This is a genomic window from Paenibacillus sp. FSL L8-0333 (assembly GCF_037965665.1).
Classification (GTDB): domain Bacteria; phylum Bacillota; class Bacilli; order Paenibacillales; family Paenibacillaceae; genus Paenibacillus_AQ; species Paenibacillus_AQ odorifer.
This window is the reverse complement of the sequence record NZ_CP150186.1, coordinates 2277080-2293714: the sequence shown is the minus strand read 5'-3', so window position 1 is coordinate 2293714 and position 16635 is coordinate 2277080. Positions and strand designations below refer to the sequence as shown.

The 16635-nt window shown below is 44.1% G+C and carries 18 protein-coding genes and 1 tRNA gene; 4 read left to right on the top strand and 15 right to left on the bottom strand.

Features of this window, described 5'->3' with window-relative positions; translation table 11 throughout:
- Positions 1 to 20: 20 nt before the first annotated feature.
- From NYE72_RS09880 to rpmG, 10 genes are all read right to left on the bottom strand, one after another.
- Positions 21 to 656 carry a class I SAM-dependent methyltransferase gene (locus tag NYE72_RS09880; protein WP_339211748.1) on the bottom strand — a complete coding sequence of 212 codons (636 nt, stop codon included), beginning with the start codon at positions 654 to 656 and terminating at the stop codon, positions 21 to 23.
- Positions 657 to 659: 3 nt separating this feature from the next.
- The gene (locus tag NYE72_RS09875; protein ID WP_038569788.1) at positions 660 to 1025 is read right to left on the bottom strand and encodes a hypothetical protein; all 366 of its coding nucleotides are present in this window, start codon (positions 1023 to 1025) and stop codon (positions 660 to 662) included.
- A 16-nt stretch (positions 1026 to 1041) separates the two neighbouring features.
- Complete coding sequence (locus tag NYE72_RS09870; protein WP_081382350.1) at positions 1042 to 1812, bottom strand: GNAT family N-acetyltransferase; 771 nt, start codon at positions 1810 to 1812, stop codon at positions 1042 to 1044.
- Positions 1790 to 2224, bottom strand: coding sequence for a DUF6157 family protein (locus tag NYE72_RS09865; RefSeq protein ID WP_081389336.1), 435 nt, complete (start codon positions 2222 to 2224; stop codon positions 1790 to 1792). The genes NYE72_RS09870 and NYE72_RS09865 overlap by 23 nt, the downstream gene beginning before the upstream one ends.
- A gap of 149 nt (positions 2225 to 2373) precedes the next feature.
- Complete coding sequence (gene rpsN / locus NYE72_RS09860) at positions 2374 to 2643, bottom strand: 30S ribosomal protein S14 (RefSeq protein ID WP_038569786.1); 270 nt, start codon at positions 2641 to 2643, stop codon at positions 2374 to 2376.
- Positions 2644 to 2669: 26 nt separating this feature from the next.
- Complete coding sequence (locus NYE72_RS09855; protein WP_076275016.1) at positions 2670 to 3773, bottom strand: metal ABC transporter substrate-binding protein; 1104 nt, start codon at positions 3771 to 3773, stop codon at positions 2670 to 2672.
- Positions 3763 to 4629, bottom strand: coding sequence for a metal ABC transporter permease (locus tag NYE72_RS09850; RefSeq protein ID WP_076098466.1), 867 nt, complete (start codon positions 4627 to 4629; stop codon positions 3763 to 3765). Before NYE72_RS09850 ends, NYE72_RS09855 begins: the two co-directional genes overlap by 11 nt.
- The gene (locus NYE72_RS09845) at positions 4575 to 5282 is read right to left on the bottom strand and encodes a metal ABC transporter ATP-binding protein (protein ID WP_036679376.1); all 708 of its coding nucleotides are present in this window, start codon (positions 5280 to 5282) and stop codon (positions 4575 to 4577) included. Before NYE72_RS09845 ends, NYE72_RS09850 begins: the two co-directional genes overlap by 55 nt.
- 218 nt (positions 5283 to 5500) lie before the next feature.
- Entirely contained in the window at positions 5501 to 6709 is a 1209-nt protein-coding gene (locus tag NYE72_RS09840; protein ID WP_076272892.1) for a GTP-binding protein, read from the bottom strand.
- A 48-nt stretch (positions 6710 to 6757) separates the two neighbouring features.
- Positions 6758 to 6907, bottom strand: coding sequence for a 50S ribosomal protein L33 (gene rpmG / locus NYE72_RS09835; protein WP_076098468.1), 150 nt, complete (start codon positions 6905 to 6907; stop codon positions 6758 to 6760).
- Between the two features lie 203 nt (positions 6908 to 7110).
- Between rpmG and NYE72_RS09830 the strand changes: the two genes are divergently transcribed.
- From NYE72_RS09830 to NYE72_RS09820, 3 genes are read left to right on the top strand one after another with little or no spacing between them, the layout of a single operon-like run.
- Complete coding sequence (locus NYE72_RS09830; RefSeq protein ID WP_036679372.1) at positions 7111 to 8139, top strand: GTP-binding protein; 1029 nt, start codon at positions 7111 to 7113, stop codon at positions 8137 to 8139.
- On the top strand, positions 8136 to 9125 hold the full coding sequence (locus NYE72_RS09825) for a permease (RefSeq protein WP_339212064.1): 990 nt from the start codon (positions 8136 to 8138) through the stop codon (positions 9123 to 9125). The genes NYE72_RS09830 and NYE72_RS09825 overlap by 4 nt, the downstream gene beginning before the upstream one ends.
- A gap of 50 nt (positions 9126 to 9175) precedes the next feature.
- On the top strand, positions 9176 to 10051 hold the full coding sequence (locus NYE72_RS09820; protein ID WP_339211747.1) for a TIGR03943 family protein: 876 nt from the start codon (positions 9176 to 9178) through the stop codon (positions 10049 to 10051).
- Here NYE72_RS09820 and NYE72_RS09815 read toward each other — a convergent pair.
- From NYE72_RS09815 to NYE72_RS09795, 5 genes are all read right to left on the bottom strand, one after another.
- A complete protein-coding gene (locus NYE72_RS09815; protein WP_036679457.1) occupies positions 10044 to 10439 on the bottom strand; it encodes a NusG domain II-containing protein in 396 nt (131 codons plus the stop codon). The two genes, NYE72_RS09820 and NYE72_RS09815, sit on opposite strands and share 8 nt — an antisense overlap.
- An 86-nt stretch (positions 10440 to 10525) precedes the next feature.
- Positions 10526 to 13630, bottom strand: coding sequence for a PAS domain S-box protein (locus NYE72_RS09810; protein WP_339211745.1), 3105 nt, complete (start codon positions 13628 to 13630; stop codon positions 10526 to 10528).
- A gap of 205 nt (positions 13631 to 13835) precedes the next feature.
- On the bottom strand, positions 13836 to 14393 hold the full coding sequence (locus tag NYE72_RS09805) for a DUF2812 domain-containing protein (RefSeq protein ID WP_036679361.1): 558 nt from the start codon (positions 14391 to 14393) through the stop codon (positions 13836 to 13838).
- Positions 14390 to 14719 (bottom strand): PadR family transcriptional regulator, encoded by a 330-nt coding sequence (locus NYE72_RS09800; protein WP_036679357.1) that lies wholly within the window; start codon positions 14717 to 14719, stop codon positions 14390 to 14392. The genes NYE72_RS09805 and NYE72_RS09800 overlap by 4 nt, the downstream gene beginning before the upstream one ends.
- A 787-nt stretch (positions 14720 to 15506) precedes the next feature.
- A tRNA-Leu gene (locus NYE72_RS09795) sits at positions 15507 to 15590 on the bottom strand.
- A 238-nt stretch (positions 15591 to 15828) separates the two neighbouring features.
- Between NYE72_RS09795 and NYE72_RS09790 the strand changes: the two genes are divergently transcribed.
- Entirely contained in the window at positions 15829 to 16590 is a 762-nt protein-coding gene (locus tag NYE72_RS09790; RefSeq protein WP_038569774.1) for a methyltransferase domain-containing protein, read from the top strand.
- Positions 16591 to 16635: the final 45 nt, after the last annotated feature.

Below are 16635 nucleotides of genomic sequence, written 5' to 3'. Positions count from 1 at the left end.
ATAGGGAGTTCCTCCCTATATTATTTGCTAAGTGCAGATTTACATGCGACTATATATCTCAGTATGTATTGATGTTTTTTTCCAAGCGGCCCACATAAAGTCTCCACACATGAGCCGGTCGTAATTATTTTCGTACCTGCAAAATGTTGTCTTAAATCTTCATCACTAAAAAAATGGGCATATTTTCCCTCTTTGTATTCGTAGGTTCCCGGTTCCAAAAGTGTTCCACAGCCGTTGTTCGCATCCTCATCGGAAAAACTGGTAAAATAGAGCAAGCCATCCGGCCGCAGCTGTTCCAGACAATTAGCTAATAGCCTGCGGCGATCCTCTTCGAGAAATAAATGCAACACGTCATAGCAGTAGACAGCATCAACCTGTACTTCAGAAATAGTATCTAATACGGAACCTGAGATAAAATGGCTCTTGGGATCCCATTCTGCCGCCATCCTTAACGCATCCTCGCTTAACTCAACGCCTAAGGTCTTAAACTCATCTGAGAACACCTTCGTATTTCTTCCGTATCCCGCACCCGGGACTAAAACTGATTTCACGTCATATTGCCGAAATATCTCCCTTGCTGCCTGGGCTGTAGGACTAGGTTCACTCCCCCAGATCATGCCTTCCTGAGCAAATCTTCGACTCCAGTATTCGGACATAGATTAGACCTTCTTTTTAAATTTATTCGCTAATTTCATCGCAAGGAATTGAGGGATCAGGTTTAGCATACTAAAAAATAAAAACGATCCTGTAGGTCCAAGTGGTTTGAAAAACGTCCCGTCCCAACCGCCTTCTCCTGACAATTTGCTAATAAAATAATACGAAACAAACGCAGAAGCGATATTCCCAATGACTACAGCAATTATATTATTAGACCATTTTCCCAAAAAAGCTATTAGCGATGTTATGACGATCATCATTAAATAACCAACCATTGAACCATTATTGAAATCTTTATCCATCGCGAAATATACAAATGGAAAACAGTACACACTAATGATCAGGAGATTTAATCCTAATTTTCTCACCGCATCCCCTCCTCAGCTAGTTTTTCACTCTATACCAATACTGATAAATCTCCTTAAAACCCAGCTTGTCATACAAGGCTGAAGCCCCCGTATTCGCTTGCACAACTTGCAGAAAGGAAGTTGTTGCTCCCTTTGCTCTACCCCAATTAAGCAACGCTAGCAGCAGCTGTTCCGCCATTCCCTTTCTACGATGAGCAGGGGAAGTGACAATATCATACAGACCCAAGTATCCATTCTGAATCACACCAAGTCCGCAGGCGGCAGGAACACCATGATTAAACAACAGGACATAACCCTGCTGCAAATGTGATGCAGACAACATTCTAGTTAAGGTTTCCCGGTTCTTGCCAGACAACCCGGTAAGCTCACTGAAGGCGTGCAGCCACTCTTCAGTCAAGCTCTCCTGCATCTGAACCGTATAACACAGATCGGGGCTCGCTAAGCCCCCCAGATCAAGAAGCCTTACCGATGAAGGCTCGACAATTGTATAACCGCGATCCGCAAGCATCTCATCAAGCTTTGCCGGCTGGATATAGGGGGTTATTTTGAACACTGGCTGTAGTCCAGCATGCTCATAATACCGCTCCGCAAGCTTGATTTGTTCTGCGAGATCAACCTGAGAGCTGTCAGCCCCGTATAATGGATTGACCGAATTGGCCCTTTTTGTATAACCAGCTGCCGTACGTAGAATCCAGCCCTGCAGGAGAACGCTCTGCTCCGCAGGCCAAGTATTAAGTGTGATTTCTTCTATGAATTTATACAGCTTATTCCTCTCCTCTTGAAGCACGTTTGTTACGCATCGCAGGCAGTAATTTCACAGTTCCCTCCTCTTGGGAAGTGAAATAGTCATATTCGGGAGACTCTTTGCCATAAAGAGCTATTTTACCCTCACCGTTATAATGAACACCCCAACCAAACCGCTTCGGCAGCAGTGAAGCCCTTAGACAAGGATGATTTTTGGAAAATAGCTCGTTCCATATTTGTTCCTTACGGGCCAAACGTTCTTCCTGTGGAATTTGTTTATGGCGCACATGAACCTCGTACAGAAGTTCTTCATGATTGTATTTGTAGGGCTCATTAATTAACAGTTCATATTGAATCACATGTGCAGGCGGGAGCGTTCGGCAAGACATCGGAGGAACTCCGATTTCCTCAGGGCAGTCCTCTGCTACACGAATAAAAGTATCGGTATAGTTCATTTGCATCACCTCCATATTAAATAGAAATATATTCCTTCTATGATAAATCATTTTCCTATTCTTAGCATAGCCGAATTTTCTAAAGTCCATGATGGATGAGCAGCAAAAACGGCCAATCCTCTAAACTACGGAGGATTGGCCGTTCTCATTTACCAACTCGACTTGGTAATACCCGGAATCTGGCCTTTATGCGCCAATTCGCGGAATACAATTCGGGAAACATTAAATTTGCGCAAATAACCTCGAGGTCTGCCAGACACTTGGCATCTATTTTTTTGACGAGTTGCGGAGGAATCACGTGGCAGCTTTTGCAAAGCCATATAGTCCCCTTGTTCCTTTAGTTCTTTTCTTTTAACAGCGTATTTGGCGACTAGTGCTTGTCTCTTCAATTCTTTTACAACTTTAGATTTCTTGGCCATGTTCGTTCTCCTTCCATCCTTTAAATCTACTCGTTCAATGCACTCTTCAAGGCTTCCAGGTTCTGACGCATGATTCCTAAATAATCCAGGTTTTGACTGCGATCTTCCTCTGTTAATCCTTCAATTGGGTTTAGAACGGCTGCTTTGGCACCAATCTCTTTTGCTATTGTGTCTGCCACACTGGAGGATACAAGTGTCTCGAAGAAAATCGTCTTCACTTTATGCTCTTTCGCAAACTCCACAATCTTACTCATATTTGCGGCAGAAGGCTCCTGCTCCGGAGATAGTCCGGCAATCGGGACCTGAGTTAATCCATACTGCTTGGCAAGGTAACCAAAAGCCGCATGCTGAGTGATAAAATCCTTGCGTTTAGTATCCTTAAGACCGTCCTTAAATTCTTGATCCAGTTGCTCCAGCTTAGCAACATAAGCATCTGCATTTGTCTTAAAATCCTCGGCATGTTCAGGTGCGGCAGCAGCTAAAGCTGCTTCAATGTTACGCACTTCTTGAATGGCTAGTGTAGGATTGAGCCACACATGCGGATCTAATCCACCGTGATCATGCGAATGCTCTTCATGAGCATGTTCTCCTTCTTCATGCGCATGTTCTCCTTCTTCATGAGCATGCTCCCCTTCTTCATGAGCATGCTCTCCTTCTTCATGAGCATGTTCTCCTTCTTCATGGTGGTGGTCAGCTTCTTCCTCTTCCGTGCCTTCCATGATGTCCAGACCCTTGCTCGCTTTTACAGTAATTAACGGAGTGCCAGATATACTTTCCAGCACCTGGTCTACCCAGCCTTCCATTCCTGCGCCATTATAGATCAGCATATCCGCATCTGAGATTTCTGCCATATCTTGTGCAGTCGGTTCCCAATCATGGGGTTCGATTCCTGCCGGTATGAGTGCTTCCACGTCCGCCAGATCTCCTGCCACATTTTTGGTAAACTCGTAAATTGGATAGAAACTGACTTTAATATTTAGTTTAGATGACTCTGGAAGGGCTGTGGCTTCTGCGGCTCCAGAAGCATTCGTAGTAGTAGAAGAATTACTGGCATTATTATTACCGCAACCTGCGGCAATAAGTAACGCGGACAGGGACAAAATGGCTAAATGATGGATTCTAAATTTCATTGAGAGTTGTAACTCCTTTTCTGGAAATAGATTTATGAATTCGCCGACGATTTCTAAGTCGGATCAGCTTCTGTACCAAAATTGCGATTAATAAGAACGATAGCAGTATAAGAGCAATCGTCCCACCAGGCGGTGTATTGATGTAATACGAGGCACTTAGGCCACTAAAAACGCCGAGTAACCCTACGCCAATTGATATCAATATAGCTGTCGTGAAACCAGACGCTATACGCAAGGCAATCGAAGCTGGCAAAACAATAAGCGCTGAGACTAACAGCACTCCAACAACTGGCATCGCAGCAGCTACTGTCATTCCAGTTAGTACAGCAAACGAAAATGATAACCAGCCCACATGAACTCCACTAATACTAGCGGTCTCTTCATCAAAGGTCAGATTATATAAAGATCTGCGTAACACAATAAAATAGACCAGACCGATTACAGCAACCACAGCGATAATCTTTAGTTGAGTGTCGCTGACCGCAACGATGGAACCAAACAGATAGGAACTGAAGCTTTTACTTAAATTCTGCTTTAAGCTCATAAGTACAACTGCCAATGCTAATCCAGAGGTCATAATAATAGCTACCGGAAGCTCGCTATATGTACGATAAGAACGTCGAAGCTGTTCGATGACAATACCACCGAGAATCGCCACCATGAAACCACTTAGTGCCGGATTAAGCTGAAGTATTGAGCCTAGTGCTACTCCTGCAAGCGAAACATGAGAGAGGGTATCCGCCATTAGGACCTGACGGCGAAGCATGAGATATACCCCGAGCAGCGGACCAATAATGCCAATTAAACCACCGGCCCAAAATGCACGTTGCATGAATTCGTAACTAAACATTGCCAACCCTCATTCTCCTTTCGTTCCAGGCTGATCAACGTATCCAGATAGGAACTGGTCTCTTCCAGGCCATGCGTCACCATGATTACGGTCCGGCCGTGTTCACTGACATCATGGCGCATCAGCTTATAGAACCCAATGCGACTGTCCAGATCCATTCCCGTAGTAGGTTCATCGAGAACCAATATCTGCGGCTGTTGTGCCAATGCTCGAGCGATGCAAATCCGCTGCTTCTGGCCGCCTGACAGTTCTCCTATCTTCCGGTCTCGCAAATGCCACATATCCACCTGCTTTAAACTTCGCTCGACGATCTCGTCCTGCTCAGGTGTAAAGCGTCTAAATAATCCCAGCCTTGGATAACAACCCGAGCGAACCAGTTCGATCACCTTACTTGGGAATCCTGCGTTAAAAGAAGCTACCTGCTGTGGAACATAGCCGATAACCATCTTTCCGTTATCTGATAACTCTTTATTCAACTGAACCGTTCCACTCCATGGACGAAGCAGGCCGAGCATTAGCTTCAGCAGGGTGGTCTTAGCAGCTCCATTGGGTCCCGTTATACCAATAAACTGTCCGGTATGAATATCTAATGAAATGTTATCAAGGACAGCTTCATCTCCATACCCGAACACTACATTCCGCATGGATGATAGGATCATCGTGCCTCGCCTCCCTTCTGACTGATGTTATGTCCATCTCGGATTAAATCGTAAATCTTACGATTTAACAAATTTGATAATATCGTAATCATTACGATTTGTAAACCCAAAATTAAAAATTAATCGTAATAATAACTATTAGACCTCTTTTTCATACAGCAAAAATCCGGAATCCCACCTTCTGGATTCCGGATTTCCATCGCTAATTTACTAAGTATCTATTCCTCAGCAGCCGCAAGGAGTTCTTCAACAGGCCACGGAAGTGGATTGTTGAACTTTGTCCAATCCTGCTTCAGCTCCTCCACCGTCAGCAAACATCTGTCCAATCTGGCTTCGAGTTGTGCCTGATCTATATTTACACCGATAAATACGATTTCATTTATTCTATCGCCCCACTGCTCGTCCCATTTCGCCTGCAGCTCAGGTTCACTTTCCAGTACCTCCAGCTGCTGATCCTTAGGCATTGTAGCCAACCAGTAGCCAGCAGGTCCGAACTGAATGGAAGGTCCTGCCTGACTTATAGTAGCTGCAAGATCACCTTTTGCAGCTACCCATGCCACACCTTTTGCCCGAACGACCTCTTCCGGCCAGTTGCTAAAGAAAAAACTTAATCTTTGCGGGTGGAAAGGTGTTCTCCGGCGATAAACAAAAGAAGAAATTCCGTATTCCTCCGTTTCAGGGGTATGGGTCTCTTTATTCAGCTCCGCGATCCAACCAGAGGATAAGCTTGTTTTCTCAAAATCAAACAATCCGGTATTCAGAATTTCCTTCGGATCTACTACGCCTTTAATCGTGCGGATCAGCTTGGCAGACGGTTGAAGCTTACGGAGCACAGCTTCAAGCTTGTTGAGTTCATCTTCTTTCAACAGATCACACTTATTAAGCAGCAAGACATCACAAGTTTCGATCTGATCAATAAGCAGATCCACAATATCGCGGAAATCTCCTTCGCCAGCCGTTTGGTTGCGGTCCATCAGACTATCACCAGAAGAGAAGTCATGCCAGAAACGCCCAGCATCCACAACAGTCACCATCGTGTCTAATTGAGCAAGCGAAGTCAAATCAATATCCAACTCGGGATTGGCATAGGTAAAGGTCTGTGCCACTGGTACAGGTTCGCTAATGCCTGAGGATTCAATCAGGATGTAATCAAATCGCCCTTCCGCAGCCAGCTTTTGTACTTCGACAATCAAATCATCACGAAGCGTACAACAGATGCAACCATTAGACATCTCAACTAATTTCTCTTCTGTTCTAGAAAGCGTATTTCCGGACTTCACCAGATTCGCATCCACATTGACTTCACTCATGTCATTTACAATAACAGCTACTTTAAGCCCGTCACGGTTGTGCAGAATATGATTCAGCAGCGTTGTTTTCCCAGAGCCCAAATATCCACTGAGCACGGTAACAGGGAGCTTTTTCATCTATACCACTCCTATCGTTTATAAAATCAAGATTAAAAGCCTCCGCCCTTAACGGGTTTCGCGATGTAAGGTTACTCTCTTTAGGCGTGGACAATATTTTTTCATTTCCATACGCCCTGGATGATTTCGCTTATTCTTGGTAGTGGTATAGTTGCGATCTCCTGTCTCCGTACATGCCAAAGTAATGATTACTCTCATCGTTTCCATCTCCTTTTGATTAAATCGTAATAATTACGATTAACACATCGTACACGGTTTATTCACAATCTGTCAACTATGATCTTGTAAAAATTTCAACTCTCTTAATTTTGTGGTCTTTCTGGTGGACAAATTACGTATAGATGGAATTATAAAAAATATGATTCTTGTAATTCCTAGAGAATCAGGCAGGAGTGGAGATCATGAAGATACCAGTAATTATTTTGAGCGGGTTTCTGGGGAGCGGGAAGACAACTCTGCTGTTGTCCCTGCTGAAAGAAAGCAAGGTAAGAGGGCTGAATCCAGGAGTAGTAATGAATGAACTGGGCAAACGGGATGTGGACGGGTATATTCTGCAGGAGCATACCGGTACAGCTGTAACTAAACTGCTGGACGGATGCGTATGTTGTAGCCGTAAAGAGGATTTGGCAGATAGCCTGATGGTGCTGCTGAGAGGACGTCCAGATGCCATTTACATGGAGTTGACCGGCGTCGCCGATCCTGAAGAAATCGCCAAAACGTTGCAGGAAACCCCTCTACAGGATCTGGTGGAGCTGCACTATACCATCACTCTGTTAGATGCGGAAAATGCTCTGGAATATAACAGCAGACTCTCCTCTGACAAACAGCTCGTTCGGACCCTGCGTAAGCAGCTCTCCACAGCTGATCTTATTGTCGTTAATAAAAGCGATCTCGTAGAGCCGGAAACCTTATGGAGAATTGAAAAGGGAGTTCGTAAACAAAATACGGAGGCTGAAATTGTATACACCCATTACAGTGAAATCAACCTGTCTCCGATATTGTCAGGAATAATCCCACGTAAAATTATAGCTCCGGCTCCACAGCGAGCGCCTCAAACCTTCAAAGGAGCATCACTGAAACAAATGCATTCAGAGCATGGGGGAACCGCTGTAAAAGAGCTGCATGAGGAGCAGCACGCTTCTTTCTCGCAGGTAACAGCCATCACGTTAACCATTCCGCAGGTAAGGACAACTATGCCTTCTAAAGAACGCCTAGAGGCCTTCTTCCAAGAATGGGGTGACAATCTATTACGTGCCAAGGGGCATATTCTTTTGTCCGAACAGGAGCCGGTTCAGCTTGTTCAATATGCGGGGATGCGTACTACCTGGGAAGCCTCTCGTTATCCTGGTATGCCTTATGTGGTGTTCATCGGGATGAATATAGATGAAGAACAGCTGGCAGATCGGTGGTCCGCCTTATTCGAGTTTTGACTACCTTTTCACCATTAAAAATACTGCCGTTGCTCCTCCCGATCTCGTTCCTGATTATCATTGGCTTTGTATGGCTGCCGAATCATCTGGAACTGCTGGATAATGCATACATCGACACCTTCAAAACCGCTTTTATCGGCATATTGCTGGAAGCCTTGCCGTTTGTATTAGCAGGAGCATTGTTATCTTCACTGCTTCGCGTCTTTATCCCGGATGAAATGATTTCCCGGTGGATTCCGCGGCGACCTCTTCCGGCCATTCTGTTCGCATGTCTGCTCGGAATTATTTTTCCGGTCTGCGAATGTGGAATGATCCCGCTCGTCCGCCGACTTATCCATAAAGGTATGCCTGTTTACGTGGCTATCGTGTTTATTTTGTCCGGACCGATCCTAAATCCTGTCGTCTATGGGGCGACCATGACAGCATTTCGCAGCCACTCGGAGCTGGCCTATGCCCGTATGGGTCTGGCTTTTGTTGTAGCCTGTCTCATAGGTTTGATAATCTACGCAACGGTTAAAAAATCTCCCATCCGCCTAAATGTTCAGCGTGAAACGGGGGAAGCTCATCACAATAATTCTCGTGGGGGAAAAATAGCCGCTGTCTTCGTCCATACCTCAGATGAGTTTTTTGAGATGGGAAAATATTTAATGATCGGTTGCTTATTAACCGCTGGCATTCAGACATTTATGGTTCAAGACAGTCTGGCTGCGATCGGAGCTAAGCCGCTGGGTTCATATTTTTTCATGATGGGACTGGCATTTGTGCTCTCACTTTGTTCCACCTCAGATGCCTTTGTAGCTTCCACCTTCGTACATTCTTTTCCATCTGGTGCTCTGCTCGCTTTTATGGTATTCGGACCGATGCTGGATTTCAAAAATTCATTGATGTTGCTCTCACTGTTTAAGACCAAATTCGCTCTTTATTTGTTCTTTCTGATCTTCGCAAGCGTGTTTATTGGGGCGGTATTCATGTCCTTGTGGCTGTAATTCATAGAGGTGGTAAGCTGTTGCTTACAACATGGGTAGGAGGATAGAGCATGAATGACTCTCGAAGCATCCGGTTTCACTATTTGTTAAGGGCGGTCATTCTGCTCGCTTTCGCCCTCTATATCGGGCATCTGGTACAGCAGGACGCTTTGCATTATTATGTAGCGCCCAAGCTGGCACGCTGGGTTCAATTATGTCCAATCCCGCTGACACTTATGGCGCTCAGTCTGGCCGTACAGGCTTTATTTGGCAAGGGTAGTGTTCTCTGTGACTGCGAGCATCGGCTTCCACATTCTTTTTTCAAAAGTACAGCGCTATATGGATTATTCCTTTTTCCACTGCTGCTCGGATTTCTCCTTCCGGATCGCGCTTTGGGAAGTATGGCCGCTGCTAAAAAAGGAATCTCCCTATCCTCCTTGCCCACTGAAGCTAAAAATTCCGCGAGATTCGAGTCCATTGATCCTTACCATGAGGAGCTTACCGAGCTGGCCAAGATCCTTTATGCACAACCTGTGGTCCCAGTTTATTCAGCGATTTTCTCCGAAACCTTAGGTGCCCTTGAGATGTACAAACAACAATTTGCAGGCAAAGAAATTACTATTTCCGGCTTTTTATATCGTGATCAAGGTGAACATTCAGAGAATTCTTTTGCCATAGGTAGATTTCTGGTCCAATGCTGCACTGCCGATGCTACACCCTTTGGGATATTAGTGGATTCCGGCAAACTAAAAAGCCTGCCTACCGATACCTGGATAGAGGTCCGGGGCAAGCTTCAAGTTGTTTCCTATAAAGGTCAAGAAATTATGCAAATTAGTGCTGAGTCTATTACACCTATCAAACAACCCGCAACACCTTACATTTACACCAGTCCTGACTCTATCACCGCATGGAAAGAGTTAGAAGGTTCAACTAAGATTACTAAATAATCGCATCTAGCTCATCCTCATCATTCTCAGACTTATTAGGATTAAATACTTCTACCATAATACGAGCTGGAATACAGATAATTTGCTGTTTGGGTCTTGAGATGAACCCCATTTCTAAAGCGATTCTCAAGGGAGCATCAGAATAGGTCATTTGGATTCCATAATCAAACACCTTTAGTGTATTGTGGCCGAATTTCGTTTGAATATCTATAATTTGTTCTTCTTTAGTCAAAGAAACGGTTTTGTACTCTTTACCATCCACCGTAATTATAGCTTTCAAATCCCCTTGCTGATACTGCTCATTGCTGCTGTCCCACCACTTCATGCCATAAATCAAGCCCGCAGCTAACAAGGCTATCACAATAATTAAAATATCCCCGCGCTTCATTGTTAACAAGGTAAGAGTCCTTTCATGACAAATAATATACGTAATGATTACGATTAATATCAATATATTAATCATAACCCTATTTGTCAATGATGCTCACCTAAACGAATTTGGGCAGACCATTCTCTTAATACCCGGTCGAGCTCTTTTATCGAGATGGGTTTAGAAATGAAATCCTGCATTCCAGCACTAAGACACATCATCTTATCTTCATCTCTTGCAAAGGCTGTTGCCGCAATGATGATTGGAGTCAGCCCAAGCTTCTCACGTATGATTCCCGTTGCTTCAATTCCATCCATAATAGGCATCTGAATATCCATAAATACCAGATCATAATGATTGGAAAGCACAGCCCGAACCGCTTCCTCGCCATTTAAAGCGATGTCAGGAACATATCCCCTCTTTTTCAGATAAGCCTGCATAAGCTGCTGATTCACAGGATGATCTTCAGCAATAAGAATGGACATCGGTCCATACTCACCGGTAGTTAACTCTTTAACAGCAGATTTATCATTTCTGACCACATCTGTTGAGGCGTTGACGGTCACTTTCTGATCCCATTCCTCTTTGGGTAGAGAGACCTCCACTGTAAAATAAAACTCCGAGCCTTCATCCTCACAGCTATTGACACCGATAGATCCGCCAAGAAGCTCGGCCAGCTTTTTACTTATGGCAAGTCCAAGCCCAGTTCCACCATATTTACGATTGATCGACGGATGCAATTGCGAGAAGGATTGAAATAATAAACCTTGGCTGGAAACTGGAATCCCCAATCCTGTATCTTTTACGATAAATTTCACGATAAGATTTCCGGATGCCTCTGAAGCTTCTAACATAACAGAGATACTGATTTCACCTGTCTCCGTAAATTTCACTGCGTTCCCAACCAGATTTACGAGAATTTGACGCAATCTCGCCCCATCAGTCATGATGACGGCTGGAAGCTCAGGAGATAGCTCGCTAGTAAGTAAAAGCCCTTTCTCCTTAACCTTCGGATAAAACAGTTCACAAACGTTTTGTATCACTTCATGCAAATCCACCATTTGTAGTTCAAGCGTCATCATGCCTGCTTCAATTTTGCTGAAATCCAGCACTTCATTCAGAATATGAAGCAATGCCTCACCGCTTTTGTTAATGATCTGTGTGTAGTAGCTTTGCTCTTCATCCAGCTCCGTCCCAGATAAAAGATCAGCCATCCCAATAATGCCGTTCATAGGCGTGCGCAGCTCATGGCTCATGATCGCTAGGAACTCCGATTTTGCCCGGTCCGCTTCCTCGGCAGACTCCTTCGCCCGCACAATCTCCTTCTCCTCCGTAATATCTCGAAAGACGACAACCGCCCCAATCCGTTCATCACCATCAAACAGTGGGGTCATTCGATATCTGACTAAAAAGCTTGAACCATCCTGCCTCCAAAACACACCCTCCCTATCTTCAATAGTGAGATTACTGGAGCGTGAAGGAAGCAGCGTCTTCTGAATTCCTGTAAAAGACTCGTTATCCAGCCAGGTTTGGTGAATCGCATGAAATTTGCTGTTTCCCCACTCAGTAGGATCGAATCCCAACATAGTAATGGCTGCTGGATTAATGAACATCGTGTTGCCTTCAAGGTTCATCCCAAATATGCCTTCAGAGACCGAATTCAAGATCAGCGCATACTCGTTACTTAATTTCTGTATTTCTTCAAAATGACGCGTACGTTCCCCAATGTCGCGGGTTACACAGACAAGCTCCTGATTCCCGCAGGTCTCAGAGTAAATATACCGCAGTGTCGTTTCTGTCCAAATAAAGGTTCCGTCTTTGCAAAAAAACCGGAGAATAACAGGCTCAAGCTTCTTCCCTTCCATACAATTACTGAGATATGAAGTTAATTTGATTCTGTCCTCCGGATGTATGTAATCAATCCCTCTAGTTCCGCACATTTCTTCTGGTGCATAGCCAAACATAGTCTGGCAGATGGGTGAGGCATACAGATAGGTAAAGCTCCCGTCCGCTGCATTACGTGAAATGAAGTCCATAGAATTTTCTGAGATCAGACGATAGTTCTGCTCACTTTCCCGCAGTTGTTCTTCCATTCGTTGACGTTCGGTCACATCCTGGGCTATCCCGCTGATTTGCAGCAGTCTTCCTTCTTCATCTGTAATCACTTCCCAGTGCACATCCAGAAACTTCAGCTCTCCATCCGCACTATGAATACGGACCGTTGCTTCGCCATTAGTCCCATTCTCCATGGATTGATGTACTAACTGTTCAAGTCTGATGAAATCGTCAGGATCAATGCAAGCAAAAACACGTCTGTAATCAAAATAAGAATGATTGCTCTCATCTTCCAAAAAGCCAAAAATATTACGCATCTCTCTGGAAACCGTCAGCCGTGATTTTGTCACATCCCATTCCCAGGATCCCATCTTCGCAAGGTGTTGAGCTTTAGCCAGCATATCCTCGTATTTCTTGCGCTGAGTAATATCGCGACCAATGGTTAATATCTGTTTAATGTTCCCCTGCTCATCACGTACCACTTGGGAAGAACTCTCGATCCACAAATAATGTCCATCTTTATGACGGGCTCTACGAGTAAATACGTCCGTATCCGAATATAGCTTGCCTTGTTCAATCATCTCAAGAGCATCATCTACGTGATAATACTCGGGTCTTTTGGTACCTATCATTTCTTGTGCAGAATAACCTAACAGCAGCTCCACTGAGGGAGATACGTAGTGCAGTGTTCCGTCAGGATCGCCAAAAGAAATCATATCCGGTGTATTTTGCGTGATCAAATTATATAAATGCTCATCTTCCTGAATCTTCTGTTCAGCAAGTTTTCGGTCAGTGATATCCGTTAACTCAGAAATCAGGACATAGGGTTCACTGGAATTCTCCTGATAGATTAAAAATATATGTTGGGCTACCCAGATGATTTCGCCATCCTTACGCAAAAACCGCCGTTCTTTCTCCAATGCAGTCCCAGGCTCAGCTAGCAGATCGTTCAGGATAACGGAATGATCGTTATTAGTTTTATCTTCCGGATACACAAGATCCAGATAATTTATATTCAAAAGATCTTCTTCTGCATAACCAAACATTTGGCATAGCGCAGGATTCGATTGTAATAACGTCCCATCCTTCGGAGAGACTACCGCAATCCCGATAGAAGACCGTAAGTATAGCTGCTTAAAAAGAAAATCAGACACCTGTAAGCCTCCTCTTTTGAAAATGGGGGACTATATTAACAAACTTGTAATAATTTCAGTATACCTTTTTTTCGGTAAATAAGCTTGATAGTTGAGTCCTAAATGATAGACTGGTAAATTTCGCAGTAAAACTGCGCAAAAATAAACAGCAAGTCTCCCTTTGAAAAGGAAACTTGCCGTGTGTGCATGTTACAACTCTAAAGTCCTATTCTATTATCAAATTTTCCAGCTGAAGCTTCTTAATTTTCTTACGGATAGGTGCACCAATAATTAAAAAAACAAGACCTAACAAAATCAACATTCCGCCCATTATTACGTTTACTATACTGAGATCCTGTGATGAAAAAGAATAATTTATTACACCAATCATCACATTAAATAGACCTAAAATCAACTCTAGCCACATTACAGATTTCCATAACCTGTTGATTCGCTTATAGTGTTTTATTCTGGATTCCAGATCTGTGTAAATATCAAACGGACCTTCTCCCGACTTCTTTCTAAGGTAAACCCAGCGCATGTAAGTACTAACACAATCTATACCGTTTTCCTCTAAAAACTTGAGATATTTGATGCTATCCGGATGATCAGGCATGTTATCTAAAAGCTCAATTCTATACGTGTACTCATTATTGGGGGTCTCTGTAAACACATATTTGCACCAAGATAATTCTGATAGAGCCATCCCCTTCGCAGACATTTCATTAAGCCACTTTTCTTCCTTCTCATAATCCCAAATCAGCTTGCGAACCACATGTTTCATTTGGACTCACCTCCAGCTATTCTCTTCCCATTCGCTATCAATTCTTCCAGACGGATAATCTCTCCCTGAATCACTGACTTTCCTAAGTCGGTAATTTCGTATTCTTTTCGACGGGAACCTTGCTCCCCTTCCACTGCTTTTATCCAGCCTTTTTCCAGTAAAGTGTTAAGTGCTCCGTATAAAGTGCCCGCGCCCAGATCAACCCGACCGTTACTTAAGTCCTTCACATTCTGCATAATTGCGTATCCGTGCATTGCTGTATATAGAGACAATAAGATATAAAATACAGCTTCAGTTAATGCGCCTCTTTCAGTGCTTTCAGGCATCATTTCATCTCCAATCTATTACTGTTGTCGATATATCGGCTTCCGTAATACCATTATTACGGAAGCCGATATAATTGTCAATACAAAAACACCCATTTTTTTCAATCGCAGCGATTATGAGCGCAACAAAAAAACCGCCCAGCACTTAGCTAAGGACGGATTTTGGGGCGTTGCTATTTGACGGATGGATGGTCTCCGCATGAATGCTGCTGATTAGATCGACGCTGTTTATTTGCACGAAAACTAATTTATTTGCATGCAAGACTGATTCATCTACTTGACTGCCGCTCATCTGGATGACCGCTACTCAGCAGATAGATACTCCCACCGTGCCAACTATTCCTTCCTCATTATGATGTATGAGACTGAGATGCCGCTATTTCCGAAAAATAGCGTGTTTCAGCTTACGTTCGGACTCAGATGCAGCTATTCGTCTCCAAACACTCGCTTTCACACGATTCCTTAGCAATAAGAGCTATGCAGTCCGAAACCCCTGTAAAATGTGCAAAATATCAATAATAGCGGCCATACGGTCCGTTAGTTTAACACCGTTCACCTAGGTTCCGTTTATGGACCTTAAGAACACCATGCGCTCTGGCGGTGACTGTATTTAGAGATAGTTTCGTTAATTTGTTTGAGAACGCTGAGATTCATCAGTTGGATGCTATTGATCTACATGACTGCTGCTCAGCTACATAATTGCTAATTTAGCTACATGATAATTGCAAATAAGAAAGCCCCCAAATCGCCATAGGAGCGAATTTAGGGGCTTTCTATTAAGCTATGATGCGGTCAAGAGGACTCGAACCTCCACGATATTGCTACCACTGGCACCTGAAGCCAGCGCGTCTGCCAATTCCGCCATGACCGCGTATTATGTAACTGGCGACCAAAACCGCCTGTACATAATACTATACTCCCTTTGCATATAAAACGCAAGGTTTTTGTATTATTGAATTGGGCTATATATAGACCTCATAGGCACAACCAATCAATATTATTCAGTTTATATATTTCTATTATAAGATCTCATATGGTACAACATAGATAAAGTATGGCGTTATGACGGAGATGTCTGAATAATCTATCAATAGAAAGGATGAATACTTATGAACCAGCAGTGGAATACCCAAACCTATGATACTGATATGGCCTTTGTGTCTCAGTTTGGAGAGTCTTTGATTAAGCTGCTTCGCCCACAGCCTGGCGAACAGATTATCGATTGGGGCTGTGGAACCGGAGATTTGGCGGCAGCCATTGCTGCTAGAGGCGCCACTGTGACAGGTATTGATGCCTCTGCCGAAATGATTCAGACAGCCCGTGACAAACATCCCCATCTAAGCTTTGTCTTAGCTGATGGGCAAACTTATGTCGCGGAACAGCCAGTCGATGCTGTGTTCAGCAACGCTGCCCTTCACTGGCTAACAGACGCAAACGGAGCGGCGGCGTCCATCGTTGCCAGCTTGCGGGTAGGCGGCCGTTTCGTGGCCGAGTTCGGTGGACTGGGCAATATTGCTTCCATCGTCGCTACACTTCCACAAGCTTTTGCAGCCATTGGCTGTAGTCATAAGCTGCATTTGCCCTGGTACTTCCCCAGCATTGGCGAGTACGCAACTCTACTAGAGAAGCACGGACTGACCGTGGACCTCGCTCTTTGTTTTGACCGGCCAACACCACTGGAAGGCTTGGAGCAAGGATTTCAGCGGTGGTTGAATACTTTTGCCGATGGAATCTTAAGTGTGCTCACACCCATTGAACGCGCAGAAGTTCTCTCTTCTATGGAACAGAAACTGAAACCCACGCTATATCAGGACGGCCGCTGGGTAATGGACTATCGTAGAATCCGGGTTGTTGCTTACAAACGAAGCTAATATAGATGAGAATTACTGCCCATGTTCAATAATCAAAAAAAGAGT